Source organism: Pseudoalteromonas sp. S2721 (genome assembly GCF_005887425.1).
Taxonomy (GTDB): Bacteria; Pseudomonadota; Gammaproteobacteria; order Enterobacterales; family Alteromonadaceae; genus Pseudoalteromonas; species Pseudoalteromonas simplex.
The window spans coordinates 1-24,006 of sequence record NZ_PNCZ01000079.1; the positions used below are offsets into that span (position 1 = coordinate 1).

Consider the following 24,006-nt stretch of genomic DNA (forward strand, 5'->3'; position numbering starts at 1 on the left):
ACCCTAGGGTATAAAAGTCCCATGCAGTACGAACAAGTTAATTAAACCCCGTGTCTACTTTATCGGGGTCAGATCACAGATCAGACGGCTGACGGCTGACGGCTGACGGCTGACGGCTGACGGCTAAACCCTAGCTAATTCCTAAATATTTATGTACTTGAACCGATAAACGCCAGTTTTTTGCAATACAGGTTTCAATAGCAAGTTTAGTTGCTGAGATCTTTTGGCTAATTGGTTGTAGATACACTAAACGTGGATTCACACCTGTTTTTAAGAATAAATCTTCGAGCTCTTCCACATGCTTTTGCATTGCCACTGGGTGTTTAATCTCATCAGCGCGCTGCATTGCACTGCGTAATACTTTATAGCCACCACGCATATTAATTTTTGGTGATACAGTCACCCATGTCTGCTCAGGGACTAAAATTTCAAATGTACCGCTGGTTTCAATTTGAGTCGAATAGCCATTTGCATGTAATAATTCACACACTGGATTTAAGTCGTACATGCAAGGCTCACCACCGGTGATCACCACATGTTTTGCGTTGTAGCCACGTTCTTTAAATAGCGCTAACACTTGCTCTGCTGTTGCTTCTGCCCAATGATCTGAGTCTGCTTTTTTCTCAACGGTGTCATCAAGTGACACTTTATACACATTATCAACGTCCCATGTTTGTTTTGTATCACACCAAGCACAACCCACAGGGCAGCCTTGTAAACGTAAAAAGATTGAAGGTGTACCCGTAAAACTCGCTTCACCTTGAATTGTTTCAAACACTTCGTTAATTTTGTACAAAAGACATCTCACTTACGACGCAACGGTATAAAATACATACCATCAAAAAACCAAAAACACGCGCAAAAATTGTTATTTAGGCCCGAGCCGTGTAGTATATCGCGCCCTGAAGTAAACCTCTATCAAAAGTAAGAGCAAAACAGATATGACGCAAAAAGTAGTTGTGATTTATTCCGGCGGTATGGACTCATTTACCGTATTAAATAAAGCCCTGCAACAAGGCCACGAAGTGTATGCCCTGTCTTTCGACTACGGCCAGCGTCATGTTAAAGAGCTTAAAGTAGCTGCTCAAGTATGTGAAAAGTTAGGTGTTTCTCACAAGATTGTTGATATTTCAGCGATCAACCAATTAATTGGTGGCTCATCACTAACTGATGATATCGAAGTACCAGAAGGTCACTACGAAGAAGAAAGCATGAAGAGCACAATTGTGCCTAACCGCAACATGATTTTACTCTCACTGGCTGTGGGTTATGCGGTGTCTTTAAAAGCTAGTAAAGTTTATTACGGTGCCCATTCAGGCGATCATGCAATTTATCCAGACTGTCGCCCTGAGTTCGTACAAAAAATGGATGATGTTTGCCGTATTGCCAACTACGACGCTGTTGAAATTTTCAGCCCATACTTAAACAATACCAAAATCGACATTTTGACAGACGGTTTAAAAATGGGTCTTGACTACAGCCAAACGTGGACCTGTTACAACGGCCGCGACAAGGCCTGTGGTAAATGTGGTGCTTGCCAAGAGCGCTTAGAAGCCTTTGCATTAAACAAGGTTACCGACCCTATCGAATACGAATAACGACATAGCTAAGTGAAAAGGCGAGTTTAACTCGCCTTTTTTGATTGTGTTTGTTGAATCAGATTTAACAGCTCTGCTGTGGCAGTTGCATCAGCTAACGCTCTATGGTGATTCGTTAAATTCAATTCAAAATGTGCCGCTAAGTTACCAAGCGAATATGACTTAAGCTTTGGAAATGCCTTTCGTGATTCAACTACAGTACATAGCTTTGGCATTTTAAAGCCTTGCCCAAGTGCAGCGTATTCTTTGCGAATAAAGCCGAAGTCAAAATTCACATTATGAGCAACAAATACACTGCCTTTTAATAGTGAGCGCAGTGTATCGGCAATCTCTTCAAAGCGTGGCGCATCACGTACCATAGCAGCGTTTATCCCCGTTAACTTGGTGATAAAAGCAGGAATACTGCGCTCAGGATTGATTAAAGTCGCCCATTGATTGATTACTTCACCCGCTTGTAACTGCACAACCGCTATTTCGGTAATTTTATTATTACCTTGTACGCCGCCGGTGGTTTCTATATCCACCACACTGTAAATACGATTCGGATCATTAAACCAATTTACCGCAACGATATTTACTGCAAAGCCTTGTTGTTTTAACACCTCAATACTGACAAGTTGGTTGCGTCTTAATTTGTCGCCAGGGGCTTTCACTTCTTCAAAGGTGAGTGTATCCCCCTTTAACACCATCAAGTCTGGATAGCCATCTTTGAGCTGTTTAAAGGTTTTTGTCATTTGCAATAAATGCGCTTTTAAATTTGTAAGCGGGCTGTGTTTTATTAATACCTCTAGCGGCTCTAACATATCGCTGTGCCACATGAAAACACCATTGGGGGCTTCATAAAACTGCCCTGCGTTTTTGCAAACATATTTATATAAAGCTTCATTACTAGTGAATTTTGCCAGCTTTAGCTCAATTTGTGTTTGTTGCACTGTGTAAAAACAATCAGCCAGCAACACCTTTGGATAAAGATCAAATTCATTACACGGCGGGTGCGGGGTCTCTATAAAGAGCTCTTGCCAGAACGTTAATGTAAAGAAGCTCAGCCAAAGATTATTCTCGGTAAAAAATACCGTATTACCAAGCTGTTGATAATGCTCACACACTCCTTGCTCTACATCGCCACGGTAAATATCATCAACCTCTAATTGATGCTCGGTATCGATGAGCATTTGTGTTAGGCGTGAGCGATGTTGCTTATTATATTTACGCTGTAAAAAGTCCTCTGCAAAATACAAAATGCCATCATCAAGTGGGTCTTGAATAATTTGCTCAAGCTTTTGTTCAACCCAGTTTTTATCACCTTGTTTATAACGCTGACGAATTGCCAGCTCTTGCGCTTCACTACTGCCTTCACAGTGCTCAAGTAATTCAAATGCAAATGCTAAGTCATGCTCTTTAAGCTGCTTATTCAAGCGGATCAGTAACTTGTTTTTGATACTCTGGGCTAATTCATCTTCACAGCTAATGGCTAAAAGCGCTTGGGCTAAATTTTGATACTGTGATTCTGAGTCACTTTCTTTGAACTGCATTCGCAGCTTATTTAATTGATAATGCGTTTGTGCTTCGGCTAGCGTTTGAAAACGAGAGATGCTCTCATTCACATCAGCTCGCACTTTTGCAATCCCTAAATCACGCATCACAAAACGATTTTGATGATTGATATCGCCGCCACTTAGTCGGCCGCTATGTAAAAACTCAAAGTATTCATAATACTGGCAACGGCTATTGACCACGAACTGACTAAACAACGCCTCTAATTCACTGTGGTTGCGATCAATATGCTCTTTACACAGTTGGATCAAGCGCTGTTTACTGGCTGACTTTTTGTAATCAGGTTTAGTCGCCATTAACTCATCATTCGCTAATAAGGTTAACAGGGTTGGTTTGGTTAAATGCTCAAGCAATAGGTCTAATTCATCGCTGCTAGGATGTGCCACCAGCCCTTGCTGCTTTAGCTTAAAAATAGCACCGTGCAGATTGGGGATCTCTTCATAATTTAATGATGACAACGCAACGATTTTTGGCTTTCGAGAATATATACGCAGCAAAGTACATAAGCTTTGCTCATCAAGCTGAAGGAGTTTTTCAAGAAATAACTGCTGCTCTGCTAGAAGCAGATGCTTGCACTGAGATTGAATAAATTCAGCAAGCTCAAAGAAATGACTTAAATAATATTTTGCTGGTAATTGTGTTTTCATAGCCAAACCCGACACTGTATATAAAAACAGTATCAGGTATTAGCTAATTGATTTCAATGTTTGCGGTTATTTAACTTTTAAAATACCCACAATTGCGCAAATTGCGCCCCCGACCATACCGAGCCAAGCTTCAATTGGTGTATCACCACTAAAAGTACGGCTAATTTGCGCACTTGCAGAATCATAAACGTTATATCCCCATACGGCTAGCGCCACACCAATAACGATTAAAGCAATACCTATAATTTTTCCCATCGTGTTGTTCCTTATTGTTATTAATTTCTTTTTGATAACCTCAGTGTTGCACACATATTAAACGCCTGCAAAGCCTTAAGAAATAATCAAACTAAAGGTTATGTTTTGCCCACTTAACGACACCTGAAGTTCAGCATCAATTGCTTTACTTAACGATTTGGCAATAGATAAGCCTAACCCAAAGTTATCATTAGAGGTTCTGGCACTGTCTTTTTGCCAGAGTGGATCAAATAACTGGCTCAAATCGTCTTCTGTTAATGGGACTTTTAATTCATTTGTAACAGAGAGATACAACTTATCATCTTTACTCAATAGCGTGCTTACAGTCACGATGCTCTCATCGGGGCTGTATTGTTTTGCGTTATTTACAAGATTGGTGATAATTGATTCAAGGGCAAATAAGTTACTGACAACGGCAGGAATATCATCTTGAAACTCAAACTTAACCCGCTCTAAATCACACTTTTCTAAGGTGCGCAAAATAACCTGATTTAAATCACATGCATCATGCTTTGGGAGTGCTTCATCACTGTACTTATGCAGTAGTAATAAGTTCGACACAATACTCTTTAAGCGCTGGCTAATTTTTAGCACTTCGGGTTTGAAGTCTGCCTCAAGCTCTTTTTCATTTGGAAAACGAATGGCCACTTCAGCCATATTTATAAGCTCAGCAATCGGCGTTTTTAACTCATGAGCAATATCTGAGGTTAAGCGTTTTTCTCGAAAATAAAGCTGGCGGTTTTCTTGGATAAAAGCATTTAAGCTATCAACAATGGGTTGCAACTCTTTGACAGGTTCTTCTATCGCGATTACAGCATTTTTATCTGCAATACTCAGCTGGCTAATATCCCGGTTTAGTTTATTCAGCGGCGCTAGAGAACTGTCGACTGATTTACGCACAAATAGACGAATGAATACAATTACCGACACAGTAGAAACAACAAAAATAACGTCGATTAGCCATAAAACAAAATCAACTTCTTCTGATGAAGCCGCATAAGCTAACGTGATGGGTTGTTGCAAAGAGGTGTTAACACCTTCAGTGAGGTCTTCATCATCATCTAGGTCTAAAGGCGGTATAAAGCGAGTATAAATAACTCGACCATTTCGACCATCAGGTAACTCGATATTGATGATTTTTGTCTCGCCCAGTTTAATTTTTTCTAAAGGTAAGCTCTTTTGTGAGAAAAGATCCAAACTTTCTGAACGCGCGAACACGCCAGACTGCGACCAAAGTTGAAAATACTCAGTTTCTGTATTGCCAGAAAACTCAGGCATAAACAGCCCTGAAAAATCAAAATCAATTCCTTCTTCGTCAATATCAATCAATGACATAAGCATACCGGCTTTGGATTTCATGCCACGATTAAATTCGTTATCAATCCAACTATCAACGGCGATATCAGTAGCAACTAAAATACTCAGCACTAGCCCCGTTATAGTAATCGATAATGTGGTTACTAACCTACTGCGAATTGACTTCATTATTTTCCTTGAATGATATAACCAAAACCACGCTTAGTTTGAATAGGTAGTTCACTACCTGCTGCCCTCACCTTTTTACGCGCTGAGGATAAATGCGCTTCAATAGAGTTTTTTGAAACTAGGTCATATTGCCCTGCAATATAAGTACTTAACTTTTCAGCAGTGATCACTTTATTTTGGTTACTAAACAAACACTCGACTATTTTATATTCGTTGGGGGTTAAATCGATTACAGTTTCATCAACTTGCAAGAGTTTTAATTGTAAATTTAAAGCCAAGTTATCGATGCGGATCACATCACTGATTGTTTTCAGGCCGCCGCGACGCATTAAATTTAATAACCTTGCGTGCAGCTCATCAAACGAAAATGGCTTGGTCAGGTAATCATCGGCCCCAGTGAGTAACCCTTTCACTCTGTCTTCTGGTTCTTGCTTGGCAGATAAAATTAGCACACGCACATCAAGCTGTTTTGCTCTTATGGTTTGTAATAACGTAATACCATCAATACTGGGTAACATAATATCGAGTATGATTAATTCGTACTCACCTGTCATTGCCATACTCAAACCTTCAGCACCATCGCCGGTTTCATCAATAGTAAAACCTAGGTTCTCAAGGCCAATTCGTAGACTACGTCTTAATGACACCGAGTCTTCTATAATCAACAATTTCATAAGTTACTCATTTAGGTAAAAACCGCTTTAGCGTCATCAGGTTACGCTTTTAATCTTAAGGTTCACTTAAGATTTACTGAAGTTTTTCTAGTTTAGAAAATATTAAGATTACCATCAGGGTTTCTTAAGTTTCGACTCCTAGTATTGCCGTAGTTTCGATTAAGTAAGTACGACTATGACAGCAAAACTCTCTGTTTTAAAACCTTTGTTCCGTTTTTCATTAATTTTAATGTCAGTTTTTATACTGTCGAGAATAGCCTTGCTTGTATGGCAACACCAAAGGTTAGCTGATGGCGATAGCCTAGCCGTTTTATTTGGCGGCTTAAGAGTCGACTTAAGTAGTTTAGGCTACTTGTCAGCCTTGGCTGTTTTGATATTACTCGCTGATCTGCTTGTGCGCAGCAAAACCGCTTTTTTTCAGCATGTTTTTACTCTTTATAGCAGCATAGTTGTGACTTTAATCGTGGTTGTTGAGGCTTCGACCCCCGCGTTTATTACCCAATACGATGTACGACCAAATCGTTTATTTGTTGAATACCTAGACTACCCTCAAGAAGTCTTTTCTATGCTATTACATGGCCACCTGTTTGCCATGATAAGCACTTTAATTATTGCAACGCTTAGCTGTGTCTTTGCGTACCGTTATATAAATACAGCATTTAGCAAACAGCAAAATGCTAAAACGGTTGGCCAAGTGGTGATACTCGTTACGACTTTATTAGTTTGCTTAATTAGTGCAAGAGGCACTGTAAGCCATCGCCCGTTAAACCCTGCATTAGTGTACTTTTCAAGTGACTCACTGGTTAACTCCTTAGCCCTTAATTCAACTTACAGTGTCGCCTTTGCTATTAAGAATATGGGCAATGAAAAAAATGCCAGTAGTTTATACGGTACTATGCCACGTGATGAGATTTTACAAACAGTAAAGCAAGCAGCCTATAAACAGCAGTTTATCACTGAGAGTATTCCTACCCTTGCCAACAACACACCTTTTAGCACAGGCAAACAAAAGAATTTAGTGATCATTTTAGAAGAAAGCTTAGGCGCACGCTTTGTCGGCGAACTAGGTGGCATTGGAGTGACTCCTGAACTAGATAAGCTTTATCAACAAGGCTGGGGGTTTGATAACTTATATGCCACTGGTACACGCTCTGTTCGAGGGATTGAAGCGGTAACAACTGGGTTTACCCCGTCTCCTTCGCGCTCGGTGGTCAAACTTTCTAAATCTCAGCGTAACTTTTTCTCTCTTGCTGATGTATTAGCCCGCACAGGCTATACCACCCAGTTTATTTATGGCGGTGAAAGTCATTTCGATAATATGAAAAGCTTTTTCTTAGGCAATGGCTTTAGCGATATTGTCGATATTAATGACATGCAAAGCCCTGAGTTTATTTCGTCATGGGGAGCAAGCGACGAAGACTTGTTTAATCAAGCTGATAAAGAGTTGAGTGAGCTAAATAAATCAAGCAAACCATTTTTCAGCCTTGTGTTTACGTCAAGTAACCACGACCCATTCGATATTCCAGAGAGTAAAGTAACACTGCCCGAAGGCCACGACCCAGAAAACTACAAACGCGACCTAGCAATCAAATATGCTGACTATGCACTCGGTAAATTCATCGCAAAGGCAAAAACGCAAGATTACTGGCAAGACACCGTCTTTTTAGTGGTTGCAGATCATGATGTGCGCGTGTTTGGTTCAGAGCCTGTGCCGCTTAAATCTTTCCATATCCCTGCTGTGATCTTAAATAGTGAAATGGATGCAAAGCGCGATACTCGCTTAGTCAGCCAAATTGATTTACCTGTTACTTTGTTGTCGTTATTAGGCGTTGAGCAAGCAACCCCTATGCTTGGTTATGATTTAACGAAACAATACCCTGTAGAGCGCGCCATGATGCAGTACTACGACAACTTTGCTTACGTAGAAAATGGTCAAGCCGTGATCCTGATGCCAAACCAAAAAGTGAGCTATTGGCGCTATGACCCTACAAGTAAAACCCAAGTTGCCATCGATAACACAGGTAGCAGTGCTGGGCTTGCCAAAAAAGCCTTAGCGCACGTCTTATTTAGCAATTTAGCTTATACCGAACAGTTGTATCGCTTACCAAATAAATCGTAGCGATGAGGAATCATTATGATCATGCAAATTAAACAACTCTTTACTCAAAAATGGCACGTTAGCTACAGCCAATTTGTCTGGTTGGTGTCGTTGTACTTGGTGATTGCATTTAATGGCCTGTTTTTATTTAACACGCTTGAAGCAGCCAGCAAACCTGAACATGTCAATTGGTTATTTATAGCAAGCGTACCGTTTTTCTTATTAGCACTGACGGCAATGGTGTTAAGTTGGTTATCGTTAATCACCTTCGTAAAACCCGTGCTTTTAACAAGCATCGTGGTTTCATCATTGTTGTTTTATGCAACCTTAAATTACGGTGTTATCTTTGATAAAAGCATGCTGCAAAATATCTTAGAAACAAATTCAGGCGAAGCATTTTCATATCTTAATGTACAAGTTATCGCTTTTATTACTGTGCTAGGCGTACTGCCTGCTTACTTGTTTTGTCGCTTTAAAATTGTCGGAAACTTTCGTGTTCGCCTTAAAAGCTTTACGCTTCTTAACGTTACAGCGTTTATTGCTGTAGCTGTTATTGCCGTCCCATTTTATAAAGATTACGCCTCTGTAGGGCGTAATAATCGCCAATTAACCAGCTACATTACCCCTTTTGCATTTTACACTGCGGGCTATAAGTACCTGCGAGATAATTATTTTTACCCACCTTTACCATTTAAAGTCTTAGATAAAACACCGCACCTATTAGCTAAGCAACAAAGTTCACTGATGATTATGGTGGTAGGTGAAACAGCCCGTGCAGCAAACTTTTCACTGCAAGGTTACAACAAGCAAACTAATCAATATACCCCTAAACTTGGCGTTAAATATTTCAGTGATGTAAGTTCATGTGGCACCGCAACGGCCATTTCAGTACCTTGCATGTTCTCGCGCTTAGACCGCAATCACTATGATTCGCGCATCGCGCAAAGCCAAGAAAATGCCCTAGATATCATTCAACGAAGTGGTGTAGAAGTAACGTGGATTGATAACAATAGCAGCTGTAAAGGGGTTTGCGCACGAGTAAACTCACAAACGGTAGAACCCACAAAGAGCAATCCACTTTGTGACGGACGCTATTGTTTTGATGAAGTACTGGTTGAAGAATTAGCTGCAAAGCTTGCCAAAAGTAGTGCAAAGCACCAACTAATAGTGTTACATATGATAGGTTCACACGGGCCAACCTACTATCGTCGCTATCCAGAAAAAGACAGTAAATTTTTGCCGGACTGCCCACGTAGCGATATTCAAAATTGTAGCACTGAGCAACTGACAAACACGTATGACAATACCATTGCTTATACCGACCTAGTGCTGAGTAAGCTTATTAAATTACTGCAAAACAGTCCGGCGGATGATAAAGCCCTGCTGTATGTCTCTGACCATGGTGAATCACTGGGTGAAAAAGGCTTGTACTTACATGGCTTCCCATATGCATTAGCGCCTAAAGAGCAAACCCATGTGCCTATGCTATTTTGGAGTAATAAACTGGCCGATACCCGCTTTAATCAATGTATCGAACAGCAGCGTAACCATGCTTTTTCGCACGATAACATTTTTGACACCCTACTTGGCTTAACTCATATACAAAGCACTGAATATCGCCCAGAGCAAGATATTTTTAATACTTGCTCAACACAAAGCTAACGAAATAGAGATTTCAAACTATGCAATTTGATAGCACTAACAAACCCATTGGCATTAAACGTATTCGCCTCGCATTCAAAAACTCCCAACGAGCATTCACGTGGTTAGCAAAGCATGAGTCTGCTTTTAAACAAGAGCTGATACTGTTGGTCCTTGCCATAGCAGTGGTTTTTGTCTGGCAGATCAGCCTGTATGAGAAAATGATGCTGCTTGTATCAGTGCTATTTGTGATGTTTGCTGAAGTCGTCAATACGGCAATTGAAGCCGCTATAGACCGAATAGGCCTTGAAATTCATCCATTATCAGGCCTAGCTAAAGACTTAGGATCCGCAGCCGTACTGATTGCTCTAACGATTTGTGTGTTGGTCTGGGGCGGCGTGTTTATTAATAACCTAAGTTAGCTTACTTTTTTATCATCAGGGGTGTCATTACAAAGTGCACAGTGGCGCCCTTTTGATGAATGATATAAACGGGTTGCAATAAAAATGGCCATGGCAATAAAAGACCAAAGTAGCGCAAAACCTAACGCACTGAGTGTCTCGTGACCTTTTAAAATTTCTATCATAAATAATAAAATAGACACCAGCGTAAAAACTTTAGCGGCTCTGATCACCCAGAATTTTGTACCCATAACTTACTCCTTTAGAAAAACTCCTTTGGAAGAATAAGTGTAGTGCAAAATAAGAAGAACATACTAATAACTTAAAACAGGCTCAGACAATATCTGTACATTATTTTTAAACACCTCTAACAGCCCTGATGGCGAGTGTTCAGTACCAAGCGCAGTAACATGACAGACATAACGATAACCGTTGTTAGTAAAGGTATAAAAATGATTCCCTCCACTGCCATCAAAGCTTAATGTGCCCCCTGTGATCACCAGGCTTGGCTCATCTTGCATAGATTGATCCCTATTCCATGCCGCATAGCGGTATTGATGATCAGCCAATTCATCAATACGAATTAAATGCTTTTTTGTTTGCCACGTTAATATCGGCTTTGTGAATTCACGGAGGCTTTTGTGCAATGCTTGTTTTTGCTCGTCAATCAGTGCTTCGCGTCGTGCTTTTTCAGCCTCTGATTCATAAGGCACAGCCCAAATAGAGCCATCAAAATCCAGCCACAGTTTACCTGAATCAAACATAATGCCGCGCCAGCCCATCATTTCCCAATCATGGCGAATGTTGGAGTTAGCTATTTCTTCAACAAACTGTTTATCGAAAATTTGCTCAAACTTTTCTATAAACATTTGCTCATTTTCAATAATTTGCAACGGCGCTTTGCGCTTTAGCGGGTAATGGACTCTTTTAGCAATGGTCGCTTTATCACCCGCCTTAAACGCAGCAACCACAGGTTTGACAATACTTATGTGCTTTGTTGCGGCAGCTGTTGAAAATGAGATAAAGCAACCTAAGAAAATGACCGCAAAATACTTCATTGTATTCACTTTTATGGTTAAAAATTTGATTATCCAAAGCGTAACAAATTTTTGTATTTGCAGTACAGGTGCTATTGGAATAACAACTCAATCTCATCACTTTGGTTACCGAGCCTATCAATAGCAATTACCTTAATTACCTCTAATGGTCGTTGTCCTTCAGAGGCCGCAACAGAAATTACACTCTCCTCACTTGAGTAGATATGATATTGCCACTGCTGTGCATATTTTAGATAGACAAGTAACTGTGATACTTGCTCAGAATTAGAATGACTCCAAGTAAGATGGATGTCTTCGCCAACATAATTCATATCAACATTAACAGCCGCTAAGTGCGGCGCAGCTATCCACAGAGTTTCTGGTATTAATGCTTGATGCTGATAAACGCCTTGTGCAATCACATCACTCATCAATTGGCTGCCATCAAGTGCTGCTACATTCCAAAACACTGTACCGGGTGATGTTGATAAAAAACCACGATTAATCATGATTTGATTCACGACTTCATCAACGCCGGCCTCATCAAATGAGCGTAACGCATTAATACCAGGCCACAGATGTCGTTCATGCGTATTCTGAGATTGCCACCAACTTAATAAGAGCGGGTAACTTTGTGCATACTGGTTTATTGGCCAATAAAGTTGCGGCGAAAAATAGTCAAGCCATCCTTCATTAAGCCAAAGCTTAGCATCAGCAAACAGCTTGTCATATTGATCCATCCCGCGAATAGTTTCAGGTTCACCAGGTCTATAGATACCAAATGGGCTTATGCCAACAAGTACATGAGGCTTCGATTGCTTTACTCGTTGATATAAGCGTTTAACGAACTGATTTACAGCTTCACGACGCCAATCACCTATCGAAAGTGCCCCGCCTTCAGCCACATATTGCCTGTATTGTTCAGCATCAGGAAAATCTTCATCGTTGTTGTAAGAAGGGTAAGGGTAAAAATAGTCATCGTAATGAATACCATCTAAATCATAGCTATCTACAAGTTCGGTTAATACATTTAATGTATGTGAAACCACGGCTTGATCGGTTGGTAAAAACCAATAGGTCTCATTTTTGAGTTTTACTACCTTATCATTCATTTTTTCAACAACTGAGTGTTCTGAAATTGGGCCCCCTATATGATGATGAGCACGATAAGGGTTTATCCATGCATGCAACTTTAAACCTCGTTTATGTGCTTGCTCTATCCAAAATTTTAATGGGTCATAAAACGGCTCAGGCGCTTTACCTTGCTCACCAGAAAGGTAATAAGACCAAGGTTCGTAAGAGCTTTGATACAAACTATCGGCTTGCGGTCGAACCTGAAAAATAACCGTATTAAAGTTATGTTTTTGAAGTGAATTAAGAATTTGAATAGCTTGTTCTTTTTGCTCTATCACTGACAGCCCGGGCTCATTAGGCCAGTTAATATTGGCAACAGTAGCAACCCATGCCGCACGAAACTCCCTTGCAACATGATCTTGATGGATGTTACCTAACAACTGCTTTTCAGTATTAGACATCTCCTTTATTTGTACGAAACTGCACGCACTCAAAACAAAGCACATTATCAAAGAGAAAACGTTTTTAAAGTACATTGTATACCCCACAAAAAAGGCACAACAAAGACTTGCTGTGCCTACATGTATCAGATTCAAAAGGAAAAATTAAAACTTCATTTGTGCGCCAAGTAAGAAACGACGACCATAATCATGTATCGCTAATGGGCGATTAGCATCTGACATGCCAGTGCTATTGCCCGAGGTTGCTTCTTGCTCTTCATCCGTGAGGTTAATTGCTTGGAATACAAGGTTTAAATCTTCAGTAACATTGTAACTAATATTAAGATCATACTGGCCAAAACCATCTTTATATTGGTTCAAACCAAGATAGTTAGTGTAGAAATACTCTGAACGATAAGTATAAGAAACACGGGCACTAAAGGTTGTGTTTTCATAATATACTGTCGCGTTAAAGGTATCTTCTGAATTATTAGGTAAAACGGCTTCTTCACCCGCCTCTTTTTGCTCCGCAGTTTGTTTTAACTGTGCATCTGAATAGGTGTAGTTTGTCTGTACTCCAAAGCCGTAAGGGAGTTTCTGCGTGTAGTTAACTTCAAAACCTGAGTTCTCACCGCCTAAACCGTTCAGAGGCTGGGTCACTAAAAAGTCACGAACTTCTTCCACGCCTGTATCAGGATCTGTCCAGGCCCATTGTTTTTCTATAGTGGCATTGGTTATGTATGAATCGATATCTTTATAAAAATAAGCAAACGATAAAATAGATGATTCATTAAAGTACCACTCAGCAGATAAGTCATATTGAGTCGCACGGTAAGGCTTCAGGTTCGGGTTACCTTCAGAGCCTTTACAGCCTGTAGCTGCAGCACAATAACCACTTTTGCGGGCAGATAAGAAGTCATAATCAGGGCGAGACATGACTTTTGCCGCTGCAAAACGCACAACCACATCATCTGTAAAGTCGTAGTTGATATTCACACTCGGCAAAATATCATCGTAGCTATTAGAGCTATTGATATCTTGAATATTTTCAGGTGCAAAGCTGCGCCCTGAGTATTCAACAGAACGAGAATCTAGCTCTGTTTTCACAGCTCGAACCCCAAAATTACCGCGCCACTTATTATGATCGAACACCGCTTTTACATACCCTGCGGTGACTGTTTCTTCTAAATCGAATGTGTAATCAAGGTGTTCATATGGCGCTGTAGAAGGTGTTGTTGATGATATCCAATCAGCATATTTTGAATTATCAAACTGCCATAAAATTGCATTATCTGTCGAATCGCTTGCGAACATGCCTAAGTTAAATTGTTCACCATCTGATGATACTTTTGGATAATTCGCTTTTATTAAACTTGCAGCTTTTGAATGCTCTCGGTACTTAACCCCAGCCTTGATTGCTTTGAAGAAGTCACCATCTAATAGATACTCAAAATCTAGCTGCCCGTAAACTTCCTTTGAGTCGTTGTATATGTCATTTTTATGGTTGTAGTCTAAGCGATAATCATCAGCGCTTAAATCAGCGTCTAATGTTACATCTGGCGTTCCATTGTCTAATGTAAATGATGCGCTTGTATTTGCGTAATATTCTGAGTAAACATCACTTACTTCACCATCAGCCTTGCTATAACCTAGCTGACCTGTAACAGTGTAATTGTCTGCTTTATATGTCACTTTTAGATCGTGCGCTTGAGTTTTAAACTCCCCCTCATAACCTGCATTGCCATAATATCCTAAGTTATTATGGGCCGGCAGATCGCCCGAAATTAAAGTACCATCAACAATGACTGGATTTTCTACATTTGCAATGTTTTGCAAAATAAAGCCGCTTGAGTAAGTTCCGTATGACTCATGCTCAGATTTTGAATATAAGTTATTAAAAACAAAATCTACGTTGTCATTTGCTGCATATTGAAACGTCAAAGTTGCGGTATCTAAATCACTATCACTTGCGTATCGGTTATAGCCTACCGCGCCAGGGTAAAACTCTGCGTTGCCATCTTGATCTGCATCGGTACTGCGATAGCCGAATCGAACTTCTTTGCTATCACGTTGGGTCGCAGTTTCTTTATGAACAAATCCTAGATTAAAACCAAAATCTTGTGCTTCATTTTTCCACGAATACAAACCAGAAAGGTACGGTTTAGTTTCTTCAGCATTTTCAAAATGATAAGCCTTAACAGAGAGCGCTGCATAATTCGCTTCACTATCGAGCGGTTTACGAGTTTTTACAACAACGGTACCACCTATAGAGCCCTCATCAATGTCTGCTTCTGCCGACTTATATACTTCAAGCGTATCTACTAATTCAGCTGGTAGCAGCGAGTAGTTAAACCCTCGTGAAGGACGCGTAATTGAAGCTGAAGCAGTTGCTGAAGCAACGTTTTGCCCGTTTAACAAGGTAATATTTAAATGCGGTGCAGTACCACGAATACTAACTCGGTCGCTTTCACCACCTAGGTCTTTTTCAACTTGTACACCCGGAATGCGCTGTAGTGCATCAGCGACAGTTTGATCTGGAAATTTACCAATATCTTCAGCAGAAACGGCATCAACTACACTGTTTGAAAAGCGCTTCATATTAATGCTTTTCTCAACTGATGCAGCATAACTTCTTACTTCAATCTGCTCGATATCTTCTTTAGTTGCTTTTTTCTTTTCTGGCAGTTGACCTGCTGCATAAACAGATACTGATGTACTTAAAACTAAAGTAGGAATAAGTGCTTTTTTAACACCAGCCGCTAGCGCTGAGAATTTTTTATTCATGGAACTGTAACCTTATAGTTTTTGTAAAGTGAGAGATTTTGTGACTACAAACTACATAAATGCTCTTAAGAACAACAATTGGTAACAACTTTATTGTTACAATGCGGCTACAATATTAGTAATAAATTATAAAATCAAGATATTTTATTCTAAAAAATACACTCAGGGTAAAATATTTAATTCTCAACTTTTAAGCGCTCACCACCCATAAAGAGATAAACTAAATACAATCAATACCTTGATAGCAATGAAAAGAGAAGAAATCAAAGCTGCTTTTAAAGATTCATAGGCTGCCTTGATGTTTTAAAAACAGGGAATTAATTATTCCAAAACTAAATCAAACACAGCATTGACACTTGCTCTGAAGGTAATCGATTCTTGTAAATACTTACCTTCTGGGACTGTATTAATACGTGAGCCCGTTACCATGATTCGTTCAATATTTGTGTTGCTGCCATAGCCAAAGTGACTACCTACTTCTTGTGATTGAATACTATACACCCGACCAAGTTTCGCTTCGAATGCGCTAGCAAGGCTACTTCCCTGCTGTTTGGCATTCTCAACTGCTTTATCAAGAGCGGCTTGCTCGTAATCTGAGGCTTTGCTTGATAAAAGTTGAATTTGCTCGATTTGATTGACACCCACTTTAAGCGCAAAGTTTAAAAAGCCGTCCAGAAGGGAGAGTTTTTTAAGGCTGACTTTGACCTTTCGCGTGGCGCGAAAACCATCTTTAACTTGGTTATCGTTTTCGTCATAGCGCATGTTCGGCTCTACGAAAATTCGACCCGCAGAGATACTTTTTTCATCTATTGAGAAATTATTTAAGCCCGCAAGGAGTTTATTTACTTGTTCATCGACTTGCTGCTTAGCCTGCACGCTTTCAGCTTTAACAGTTTCAAACTCTAACGTGATGTCAGCCCTATCTGGGGCTGTACGCACAACAGCCTCACCTTTAACAACAATATGACGATTATCCGGCAGATTTGTTGCAGCTATTGCAGAACTGGTACATAAAACCAGTGGTAACAAAGATTTAAGCATCATAACCTCTCCTTAGAAAAAGTTATGATGCCTTGCTAGGGTGTGAATGTATAGCAATGTATGCTGTTTTTAAGTGTAAATAGTTGCGAAGAAAGGAAATTAATTAATGAAAAGCTAACACGGCATATTATGACAAGTTGCTAAAATATGCCGTCTTTTTGAAGGTTTGCTTAGTGAGCTAGTACGCTTAGCCACTCATCTGGGTTTGCTAAAATGAACTCAAATATATCGTTATTATTTAAAGTTATGCGAATGCCATCTGCTGTGATTGGCAAAATACCCGCGCCTTTACCTGAACACTTACCAACGTTATTGATTTGCGCTCGGGAAAATGTGTATGGGCCTAAGCCTAGCTCTTTATTAAACGGTTCAAAAATAATGTCTTGTTCAGTAACTACAAGCTTACCATCCGCTTTTGCGACACCCGATTGAATAGTTGCTGTTGACTCTTTAACTGTGTGTGCGTGCATATCCTTTACTCCACTTAACATATGAGTGTTAGTCTACACTCAATGAAACCTTAAAATTGCGTACCAACTTAAGATACAGCAAGTACAAAAAAAGTACAGTAGAGTTAGTTAATTTAAAACATTATCTTTTGAAATAGTTATTGTTCACTGATCTGTAGTTTATTGTTAAATCGGACATAAACGATTGCTCCACCCTCAGTCTTTAGCTGATGTTTAAAACCGGCAACTGACGAGAAGTAACTACCAGCCTCAATTTGTTTTGCTTCACTATGTTCAACAGATCGGTAGTTAAGCTCGCCGCTGATCAAAACTGCGCGTAATGAACCTCTTTCACTTGTTAATTGCCCATTAAAACCCGCATCAAGTTTAACTAAAACACCTTGTTGATTTTGTTTTTGCCAAAGAGGGGTAAGGGTAACCTTTTTAGAGTCTAATGACGTTAACTCATCACTATTGAACCATACCATGTTGTCTGAATGAAGATTGAGTGAGTGCTCGCCATTATTAAACTGCGCCTTAGAAGGCTTAACCAAATAAGGCCCTTCATCGATTTCAAGGTATATGAGATTGGTCTCAGCCTTAGCAGCTGTTATGTGATTTTGCCCTGCAGGTTGCGTCCAAAATGACCCTGTTGCCATCCAATCCAATTCCGCATTTGGGTCATCATTATGCATCAGTCCTTTAATGACAATGCCACGGTATGAAATATTATGAATATGCGCAGGAGATGAAAAGCCCGGTTTAAAGCGCACTAGCATACCGGTTGCAGAATCTATTGTTCTGTCGCCCCATAAGTTTGCTGCGCCAGGGCTTTTGTCACCACGTAGAGGGTTTAAATATCCCCAGTTTACGGACTCTACGGGGACAAGTTCAGACTGGGGATTATCCAACCTTTTTTCATCAGCAGCGGCTGAAAATGCAGCAATAAGTACTACACTTGTTGTTAGTGATAATAGCTTTAACATATTAAATTTCCTCTAATAGCAAACCCAAGAGAACTCTCTTGGGGTTACAAATCTTGTTGTTAGCACAGTACTAATTTATTTCTTGTACCTTCATCACTAACTCCGGCCAATTACGCTGATTTTCTATGTCATGCTCAAGGCCTTGCTCATCGGCAATAGTGAAGCGCTTAATTGCAGGTGTTTTACTGGTTGCTTGATATAACCAATATGCTTCTGCTTTTAATGCCTCCGCAATTGGCTTATCAATTGATTCATATACCATTTGTTTGCATGCATTAATTGATTCAGCAGGAAACAGAGCAATTCGGTTTGCTAGCGTATCAACGTATTCATCAATCTCATCGGGGTTAAGCGCTTTATTAATGGTACCCATGCGCTCAGCCTCATCTGCATCAAAATCACGGGCACTCAAAATAATTTCTAAAGCACGACCTAAACCTGTCTGACGAGCCATTCTTGAAGCACCGCCACCACAGGGTAAAATACCCATACCAACTTCCATTTGCATAAATTTAAACTTACCACGAGCTGCAAATCGCATATCAAGCGCTAGCGCTAGTTCATGGCCACCACCGCGTGCAAAACCTTCTAGTTTTGCTATTGTTGCCTGCGGCACTTTACTTAAGCGCTCACAAATTGATTGTAAGTCCAGCAGCTTCGCTTCATCGCGTGAAACAACTTCAACTGACATATCTTTCAATAGTTCAGTATCATAGTGGCAAACCCAAATTTCAGGGTTTGCTGATTGAAAAATAACAACTTTAGTGTTTTTATCTCGCTCTAAACGCATTGCTAAACTATTTAAATCAGCAAGCATTTCTTGGCCCTGAACATTAACTGGCCCAAAATCAAACGTAACAGTTAATACACCACCAGACTGAGTGGTCGTGAATGTTGTAAATCCTTCGTATTTCATAATTATCCCTAGTGTTTTTATTGGTTGCGGCTGTAAAAAAGCTATCGTAAAAATAAACTCTAAATTTTTACATCTAGACGAGTTAAAACTTCGTCCATCGCCATAATCAAAGTAGTATTTTTTGCTGTATCAAACGCATCTGGATGTGGGTTCGAAAATGCACCAATATCATTATCAAAATAACGGCCAGTCATACCTGTAAATTGGTCACTTAACGCAGCCTTAACTAAAATATCAGCCCCTATAGCCAAATTTTTTCCTTGTGAACCATATGCTTCCTTAACCATTTTGCTTCCTAAAAAAGAGGCTGGATTAACTGCCACTAAAGAAGGAGTATTGTCTGCCCATTGTTTTGCCAATTGTAGCGTCCACATAGTTAGCGCTAATTTACTTTGCGCATAAGCACTGCTATCAGACAATGCTTGCAAGCCTTTAAGTGCTGCAATACTAACCGGTGCTTGCGCCGCTGAAGATAGGTTCACTATGCGACTATTTTCATTCATAAGAGCAGATAAAGTTTTGGTCAAAATATAAGGCGCAATCGTGTTCACTAAAAAGCGTACATCTAGATCTCCCTCGCCTAGGTTATTTGCTATTTTAAAAACGCCAGCATTATTGATCAGTACATCAATATGTGAATATTTAGCTTTGACCTGATTGGCTAATTCAACCACCTGTTTTAGCTCTGATAAGTCAGCTAAAAACGTATCAATTTTTGCACTGCTATAAAGCGCCTCTATCAACTCTTTTGCTTGTAAAAGCTTTTGCTGGCTACGACCATGAAGTAAAAGCGTATGACCTAATGAAGCAAGTTTTTTTGCCGTCTCAAGGCCAATGCCATCTGTAGCGCCTGTTAATAGAATTGTTTTAGGCATACATAATGATTCCTTTTAATAAGGGGTCAGTGAAGTTAGTCAAGCAAATAAATTCATCACGGCTATGCAGTTGATAAATAAGGCTTACTTTCACATATAAAGCTCTCCCCTTTAGTTGCATTTGTCATGTTTAGTTTTACAAATAAAGCTTAAGGCTTTGGATAAAACGAATAAATAACGTATAAAAAGAATCAGAATTCTGATTTTCGAGATAATTGATGGACACTAATTGCATTAAACTATTTGTGTTAGCGGCTGAGACACTCAACATTAGTGCTGCAGGCGAGCAGCTGGGCCTTACTCCATCTGTAGCAAGTGCCTGGTTAGCCAAATTAGAAATGCAAGTTGGAGCAGACCTATTCCACAGAACGACAAGGAAAGTAACTTTATCACTTGCTGGCATGGAGTTTTTACCTTATGCCAAAGAGATCCTTGCTCAACAAGAAGCCGCGCTTGCAACCTTAGGACAAGGTAACCTTAATATTAGCGGAACATTGAGGTTTGCTGCATCAAGTACGTTTGCGCAGCGCTTTATCATGCCTATTTTGCCAGAATTCCTAGACCGCTACCCAGATATAAACCTTGAACTCATGCTCTCAGATGGCCAAGTTAAATTAATTGAAGGAGGGTTTGATCTAGCACTGAGAAACCTCGCTGTGGAAGATAGTAGCTTGATTTGCAGACGCCTTGCCAAAGACACTCGGATATTGTGTGCCTCACCAGACTACTTGGCTCGTAATGGCACTCCGAGGAATCCTGAGGAGCTTATCCGACATCAATTATTAGTGTTTTTAAATACCAAACCCCGCAAGTTAATTACCCCTAATTGCAGCGATCATTTTAGTTTTCCACCTGAAAAAAGTAAGCCACGCATTTTGTGTGATGATGGCGCAAGTATGCGTATAGCAGCAAAAGCTGGCGTGGGTATCTGTATGAGTTCATTGTGGAATATTCATACTGAGCTAGAAGCAGGTTCTTTAATTCGAGTTTTACCTGATTATCAAATAAGTGATAACAGCGCTATCTGGCTTGTATACCCGAAATCAAATGTACTTACGGCTAAAGTAAGAGTTCTTATAGATTTCTTAGTCGAAAAAATAGGTAACTCGCCAGAGTGGGAAACGATAAATAAAAAATGATTACTCTATTATGAGCACCCTACACGATTTAATAGCAAAAACTAATACCTATGCGCTTAATTAGGTAGACTATTTTGAGGCAATAAAACCTCGTTGATAACAAAGCAAAAATTTCATTATTTAGTTATTTTCGGCAATTGCTCCCGCATTGCTCTCCCTTCTGTATCCATGCAGTCGAAAATCAGAAACTCTTAACACAGGTAGCAATAGCCTTACATAAAACATAATTAAGTATTATTAAATAATGATATAGGTAAAACTTAAGTAATAAAGTCACAGATTGTCTTTTTAAATGCTATGCTTAAAGTTACTAATTAGTAGGTACAAGACTCATGACTCAATCGCTAAAGAAAACTCAAACAAGGCTGAGAGTAAACGCGGTAATTGTGATTATATTAGTCATTCTGCTAACAGTGACTTCATTATTCTTTTACAAGCATGTTGATAACCAATGGCGTGATTATTCCAATACTGCAAGCAACGTTTATGTTTTACATGACACCTTGGTGCAAAGGTTAGGATATGGTGGCTTTATACACCACTTTAAAAATCTAATTTTAAGAAAAAATGTTGATCTTTACCTCCCTAGTATAAAAAAAGAAATTTACGAAATAAAAGTAATACTTGAAAAGCTAGAAGCTGTAGAAAATTACGACAAGCAAGCTCTCGGCGGTGTAAGAACGACCCTAGCTAATTATGAGGAAAAGCTTGATTTAGCGCTCAAAATGATTGAACAAGGCGCTTCTAGTGAAGCTATTGACGACATTGTAAAAGTTGATGATGCGAAAGCCCTTGCAGCTCTATCTGACTTTGAAAGCCACGTAAACACCATGCTTAAGAAAAAGAGTGTGGCGATTAATGAAAACTTTAAATTTGCATATACAGTTCATATTCTGACGATTGTACTTTTGGCTGGTATTTTACTCTTTTACTTTAAAAAGCTATCTACCTCATATAAAGAGCAACAAGCTTTAACTGATCAAGCATTAGAAGGGGCAAGAATTAAATCAGAATTTCTTGCTAATATGAGTCATGAAATTAGAACCCCCTTAAATGGTATTATGGGTTTACTACAAATCCTTCAACCTAATGTTCAAAAGCCACAAAACATAGAAATTGTCTCAAAAGCTCTTTTTTCATGCCGATCATTACTTACTATTATTAATGATATTTTAGACTTTTCTAAAATGGAAGCGAACGAGCTTACAATCGAAAATGTTAACTTTTCTTTGATAAAAATAGTTGAATCTATAAATTCTGATTTTTTACCTATCTGTAACGAAAAGTCTATCGAGCTAAACATTGATATAGACAAAAATGTCGAAAATATATGGATTGGTGATCCTGTTCGTATTAGGCAAATAATTTTAAACCTAGTTTCTAACGCTGTGAAATTCACAGAGCAAGGTGGTATACAAGTTATTGTAAAGAAAAAAGTAAAAAACTTAATCCCAGGTATCGAGTTACAAGTATTAGACACAGGAATAGGTATGAGTGAAGAAGGTTTGGCAAATCTTTTTCAACGCTTTCAACAGGCTGATAATAGTATTACACGCCGCTTTGGCGGCACAGGCCTTGGCATGTCAATAACAACAAACTTAATTAAACGGATGGGAGGTACTATAGACGTTGATAGTAAATTAGGCGAAGGCACACGCTCTACCATATTTTTACCGCTAGAAATAGCAGAGCAGCAGCAAATCATAGAAAGCCCCCATATAACTGATGTTCCCAATCTTGAAGGTAAAACAGTTCTAATTGCTGAAGATAACCCACTTAATACTATGGTCATTCAATCCTTAATGGCCGAAACAAATGCCAATGTTCAGTTTGCCAAAGATGGTCTAGAGGCTATAGATTTATTTAAAAAAATAAACCCTATGCTCGTCCTGATGGATATCCAAATGCCAAAAATGGGGGGGATTGAAGCCTGTGCACACATTCGAGCATTAAACCCTACGACTCCGGTAATCGCGTTAACAGCAAATGTCATGAAAGAAAATATTATTGAATACAAGAACTGTGGTTTTTACTGCCATGTTGGTAAGCCCGTTGAAAAACATCTACTGTTTGAAGCCTTAAATAATGCCATTTCACAGCACAGCCAAAACTTATCTGATTAATAAAAACGGCCCCATAATTAGAGCACATGACTCCAGCACTAACAGTTTAAATCCCAACAGCTAGTGTCTGAGAAATGATAAAAAGACACCCATGTTTAAAGATAATTAATCACCTACTTTAGAGAGGACTAGAGACATCACGTAATTAGACACCCACTTTTGGTAAAATTAGCATATCAATTGCATTTGACTTAGCGAAAAAGATCGCTCATAGTCGAAAAAATCATCAATACACATAAAATCTAATAATAAACACATCTAATTTGCTTGTAATGAAACTATATAGAGGAAGCTTGCAATGCCTTTCCTCAACAAAACCAAGCTTCAACAAATTAGAGAGTAGCAATTTATTATAAAATGCTATGCAAATGTGGAGAGTGCATTATGAATCGCAAGTCAAAATTAATTTATCGTATTATGTTAGCCTCAAAAGTTAACAACTCTAATAAAGAAATTTCTATTGATAACCTAAAACAGAACTGCTGTCTTTCTGAAACCGAACTACTCAACATACTAAAAGAGCTAGAAATAAAGAAACTTATATGTTGGGATTCTAGCAAGTCATCATTTATGATTTCGAGTTAACTTACTAGTTTTTAAAGTATAATCAACCTAAGATTACTTGCGAAACAAATTGTCAATTGTTTAACAAAAAAGTGAATAAACTACTTTCTGTTTCTCACTCTTTAGAATTACAGCTAAGCTTATAGTGTTCAACTCATGGAGGAGAAGAGCATGGCAACCCCACGTAGAAACTTAATTAGCGTTTCAAACACGCCTTAATATCAC

General features: G+C 39.2%; 20 protein-coding genes. 6 read left to right on the top strand and 14 right to left on the bottom strand.

Going from position 1 to position 24,006, the window contains the following annotated elements; genetic code table 11:
- Positions 1–130: 130 nt before the first annotated feature.
- Positions 131–796, bottom strand: coding sequence for a 7-carboxy-7-deazaguanine synthase QueE (gene queE, locus CWC02_RS19950; protein WP_138619883.1), 666 nt, complete (start codon positions 794–796; stop codon positions 131–133).
- Positions 797–917: 121 nt separating this feature from the next.
- Between queE and queC the strand changes: the two genes are divergently transcribed.
- A complete protein-coding gene (queC, locus tag CWC02_RS19955; protein ID WP_283235031.1) occupies positions 918–1,598 on the top strand; it encodes a 7-cyano-7-deazaguanine synthase QueC in 681 nt (226 codons plus the stop codon).
- 26 nt (positions 1,599–1,624) lie between these two features.
- On the opposite strand, the gene CWC02_RS19960 is transcribed toward queC, so the two are convergent.
- The 4 genes from CWC02_RS19960 to CWC02_RS19975 form a co-directional block, all read right to left on the bottom strand.
- On the bottom strand, positions 1,625–3,799 hold the full coding sequence (locus CWC02_RS19960) for an exonuclease domain-containing protein (protein WP_138619884.1): 2,175 nt from the start codon (positions 3,797–3,799) through the stop codon (positions 1,625–1,627).
- Positions 3,800–3,865: 66 nt separating this feature from the next.
- Positions 3,866–4,054: a DUF3185 family protein gene (locus CWC02_RS19965; protein ID WP_054553751.1), complete on the bottom strand. Its 189-nt coding sequence runs from the start codon at positions 4,052–4,054 to the stop codon at positions 3,866–3,868.
- Between the two features lie 75 nt (positions 4,055–4,129).
- Positions 4,130–5,539: a sensor histidine kinase gene (locus CWC02_RS19970; protein WP_138619885.1), complete on the bottom strand. Its 1,410-nt coding sequence runs from the start codon at positions 5,537–5,539 to the stop codon at positions 4,130–4,132.
- Positions 5,539–6,213 carry a response regulator transcription factor gene (locus tag CWC02_RS19975; protein WP_138600015.1) on the bottom strand — a complete coding sequence of 225 codons (675 nt, stop codon included), beginning with the start codon at positions 6,211–6,213 and terminating at the stop codon, positions 5,539–5,541. Before CWC02_RS19975 ends, CWC02_RS19970 begins: the two co-directional genes overlap by 1 nt.
- A gap of 175 nt (positions 6,214–6,388) precedes the next feature.
- Between CWC02_RS19975 and CWC02_RS19980 the strand changes: the two genes are divergently transcribed.
- Genes CWC02_RS19980 through CWC02_RS19990 form a run of 3 tightly spaced genes read left to right on the top strand, consistent with a single transcriptional unit; the run spans position 6,389 to position 10,374 of the window.
- Positions 6,389–8,332 (top strand): LTA synthase family protein, encoded by a 1,944-nt coding sequence (locus tag CWC02_RS19980; RefSeq protein ID WP_138619886.1) that lies wholly within the window; start codon positions 6,389–6,391, stop codon positions 8,330–8,332.
- Between the two features lie 15 nt (positions 8,333–8,347).
- Positions 8,348–9,973 carry a phosphoethanolamine transferase gene (locus CWC02_RS19985; protein WP_249364145.1) on the top strand — a complete coding sequence of 542 codons (1,626 nt, stop codon included), beginning with the start codon at positions 8,348–8,350 and terminating at the stop codon, positions 9,971–9,973.
- Between the two features lie 20 nt (positions 9,974–9,993).
- Positions 9,994–10,374, top strand: coding sequence for a diacylglycerol kinase (locus CWC02_RS19990; RefSeq protein WP_138619887.1), 381 nt, complete (start codon positions 9,994–9,996; stop codon positions 10,372–10,374).
- Here the strand turns inward: CWC02_RS19990 and CWC02_RS19995 are convergent.
- The 9 genes from CWC02_RS19995 to CWC02_RS20035 all read right to left on the bottom strand — a co-directional run bounded on the left by CWC02_RS19995 (position 10,371) and on the right by CWC02_RS20035 (position 19,955).
- On the bottom strand, positions 10,371–10,604 hold the full coding sequence (locus CWC02_RS19995) for a hypothetical protein (protein ID WP_138619888.1): 234 nt from the start codon (positions 10,602–10,604) through the stop codon (positions 10,371–10,373). The genes CWC02_RS19990 and CWC02_RS19995 overlap by 4 nt on opposite strands.
- Before the next feature lie 63 nt (positions 10,605–10,667).
- Entirely contained in the window at positions 10,668–11,411 is a 744-nt protein-coding gene (locus CWC02_RS20000; protein ID WP_138619889.1) for a hypothetical protein, read from the bottom strand.
- Between the two features lie 71 nt (positions 11,412–11,482).
- Positions 11,483–12,925, bottom strand: coding sequence for a glycoside hydrolase family 10-like protein (locus CWC02_RS20005; protein ID WP_249364146.1), 1,443 nt, complete (start codon positions 12,923–12,925; stop codon positions 11,483–11,485).
- 144 nt (positions 12,926–13,069) lie between these two features.
- On the bottom strand, positions 13,070–15,688 hold the full coding sequence (locus CWC02_RS20010; RefSeq protein WP_138619891.1) for a TonB-dependent receptor: 2,619 nt from the start codon (positions 15,686–15,688) through the stop codon (positions 13,070–13,072).
- A 321-nt stretch (positions 15,689–16,009) separates the two neighbouring features.
- Positions 16,010–16,732, bottom strand: a complete 723-nt coding sequence (locus CWC02_RS20015; RefSeq protein WP_138619892.1) for an SIMPL domain-containing protein — start codon at positions 16,730–16,732, stop codon at positions 16,010–16,012.
- Between the two features lie 167 nt (positions 16,733–16,899).
- Entirely contained in the window at positions 16,900–17,199 is a 300-nt protein-coding gene (locus CWC02_RS20020) for a hypothetical protein (RefSeq protein WP_138619893.1), read from the bottom strand.
- 137 nt (positions 17,200–17,336) lie between these two features.
- Entirely contained in the window at positions 17,337–18,164 is an 828-nt protein-coding gene (locus CWC02_RS20025) for a DUF4437 domain-containing protein (protein WP_054553762.1), read from the bottom strand.
- A 70-nt stretch (positions 18,165–18,234) separates the two neighbouring features.
- Positions 18,235–19,080 (bottom strand): enoyl-CoA hydratase/isomerase family protein, encoded by an 846-nt coding sequence (locus CWC02_RS20030; RefSeq protein ID WP_138619894.1) that lies wholly within the window; start codon positions 19,078–19,080, stop codon positions 18,235–18,237.
- Between the two features lie 59 nt (positions 19,081–19,139).
- On the bottom strand, positions 19,140–19,955 hold the full coding sequence (locus CWC02_RS20035) for an SDR family NAD(P)-dependent oxidoreductase (RefSeq protein ID WP_138600023.1): 816 nt from the start codon (positions 19,953–19,955) through the stop codon (positions 19,140–19,142).
- A gap of 218 nt (positions 19,956–20,173) precedes the next feature.
- Between CWC02_RS20035 and CWC02_RS20040 the strand changes: the two genes are divergently transcribed.
- On the top strand, positions 20,174–21,094 hold the full coding sequence (locus CWC02_RS20040; protein WP_054553765.1) for a LysR family transcriptional regulator: 921 nt from the start codon (positions 20,174–20,176) through the stop codon (positions 21,092–21,094).
- A gap of 332 nt (positions 21,095–21,426) precedes the next feature.
- The gene (locus CWC02_RS20045) at positions 21,427–23,217 is read left to right on the top strand and encodes an ATP-binding protein (RefSeq protein ID WP_138619895.1); all 1,791 of its coding nucleotides are present in this window, start codon (positions 21,427–21,429) and stop codon (positions 23,215–23,217) included.
- Positions 23,218–24,006 lie beyond the last annotated feature (789 nt).

Bases quoted from the DNA above. Each gene is read 5' to 3' on its own strand.
- CWC02_RS20015 (WP_138619892.1), bottom strand. From the start codon at position 16,732: ATGATGCTTAAATCTTTGTTACCACTGGTTTTATGTACCAGTTCTGCA.
- CWC02_RS20045 (WP_138619895.1), top strand. From the start codon at position 21,427: ATGACTCAATCGCTAAAGAAAACTCAAACAAGGCTGAGAGTAAACGCG.
- CWC02_RS19995 (WP_138619888.1), bottom strand. From the start codon at position 10,604: ATGGGTACAAAATTCTGGGTGATCAGAGCCGCTAAAGTTTTTACGCTG.
- CWC02_RS19970 (WP_138619885.1), bottom strand. From the start codon at position 5,539: ATGAAGTCAATTCGCAGTAGGTTAGTAACCACATTATCGATTACTATA.
- CWC02_RS20000 (WP_138619889.1), bottom strand. From the start codon at position 11,411: ATGAAGTATTTTGCGGTCATTTTCTTAGGTTGCTTTATCTCATTTTCA.
- CWC02_RS20030 (WP_138619894.1), bottom strand. From the start codon at position 19,080: ATGAAATACGAAGGATTTACAACATTCACGACCACTCAGTCTGGTGGT.
- CWC02_RS20010 (WP_138619891.1), bottom strand. From the start codon at position 15,688: ATGAATAAAAAATTCTCAGCGCTAGCGGCTGGTGTTAAAAAAGCACTT.
- CWC02_RS19980 (WP_138619886.1), top strand. From the start codon at position 6,389: ATGACAGCAAAACTCTCTGTTTTAAAACCTTTGTTCCGTTTTTCATTA.
- CWC02_RS20040 (WP_054553765.1), top strand. From the start codon at position 20,174: ATGGACACTAATTGCATTAAACTATTTGTGTTAGCGGCTGAGACACTC.
- CWC02_RS19985 (WP_249364145.1), top strand. From the start codon at position 8,348: ATGATCATGCAAATTAAACAACTCTTTACTCAAAAATGGCACGTTAGC.
- CWC02_RS20025 (WP_054553762.1), bottom strand. From the start codon at position 18,164: ATGTTAAAGCTATTATCACTAACAACAAGTGTAGTACTTATTGCTGCA.
- CWC02_RS19975 (WP_138600015.1), bottom strand. From the start codon at position 6,213: ATGAAATTGTTGATTATAGAAGACTCGGTGTCATTAAGACGTAGTCTA.
- CWC02_RS19965 (WP_054553751.1), bottom strand. From the start codon at position 4,054: ATGGGAAAAATTATAGGTATTGCTTTAATCGTTATTGGTGTGGCGCTA.
- CWC02_RS20020 (WP_138619893.1), bottom strand. From the start codon at position 17,199: ATGCACGCACACACAGTTAAAGAGTCAACAGCAACTATTCAATCGGGT.
- CWC02_RS19960 (WP_138619884.1), bottom strand. From the start codon at position 3,799: ATGAAAACACAATTACCAGCAAAATATTATTTAAGTCATTTCTTTGAG.
- CWC02_RS19990 (WP_138619887.1), top strand. From the start codon at position 9,994: ATGCAATTTGATAGCACTAACAAACCCATTGGCATTAAACGTATTCGC.
- CWC02_RS20005 (WP_249364146.1), bottom strand. From the start codon at position 12,925: ATGTCTAATACTGAAAAGCAGTTGTTAGGTAACATCCATCAAGATCAT.
- CWC02_RS20035 (WP_138600023.1), bottom strand. From the start codon at position 19,955: ATGCCTAAAACAATTCTATTAACAGGCGCTACAGATGGCATTGGCCTT.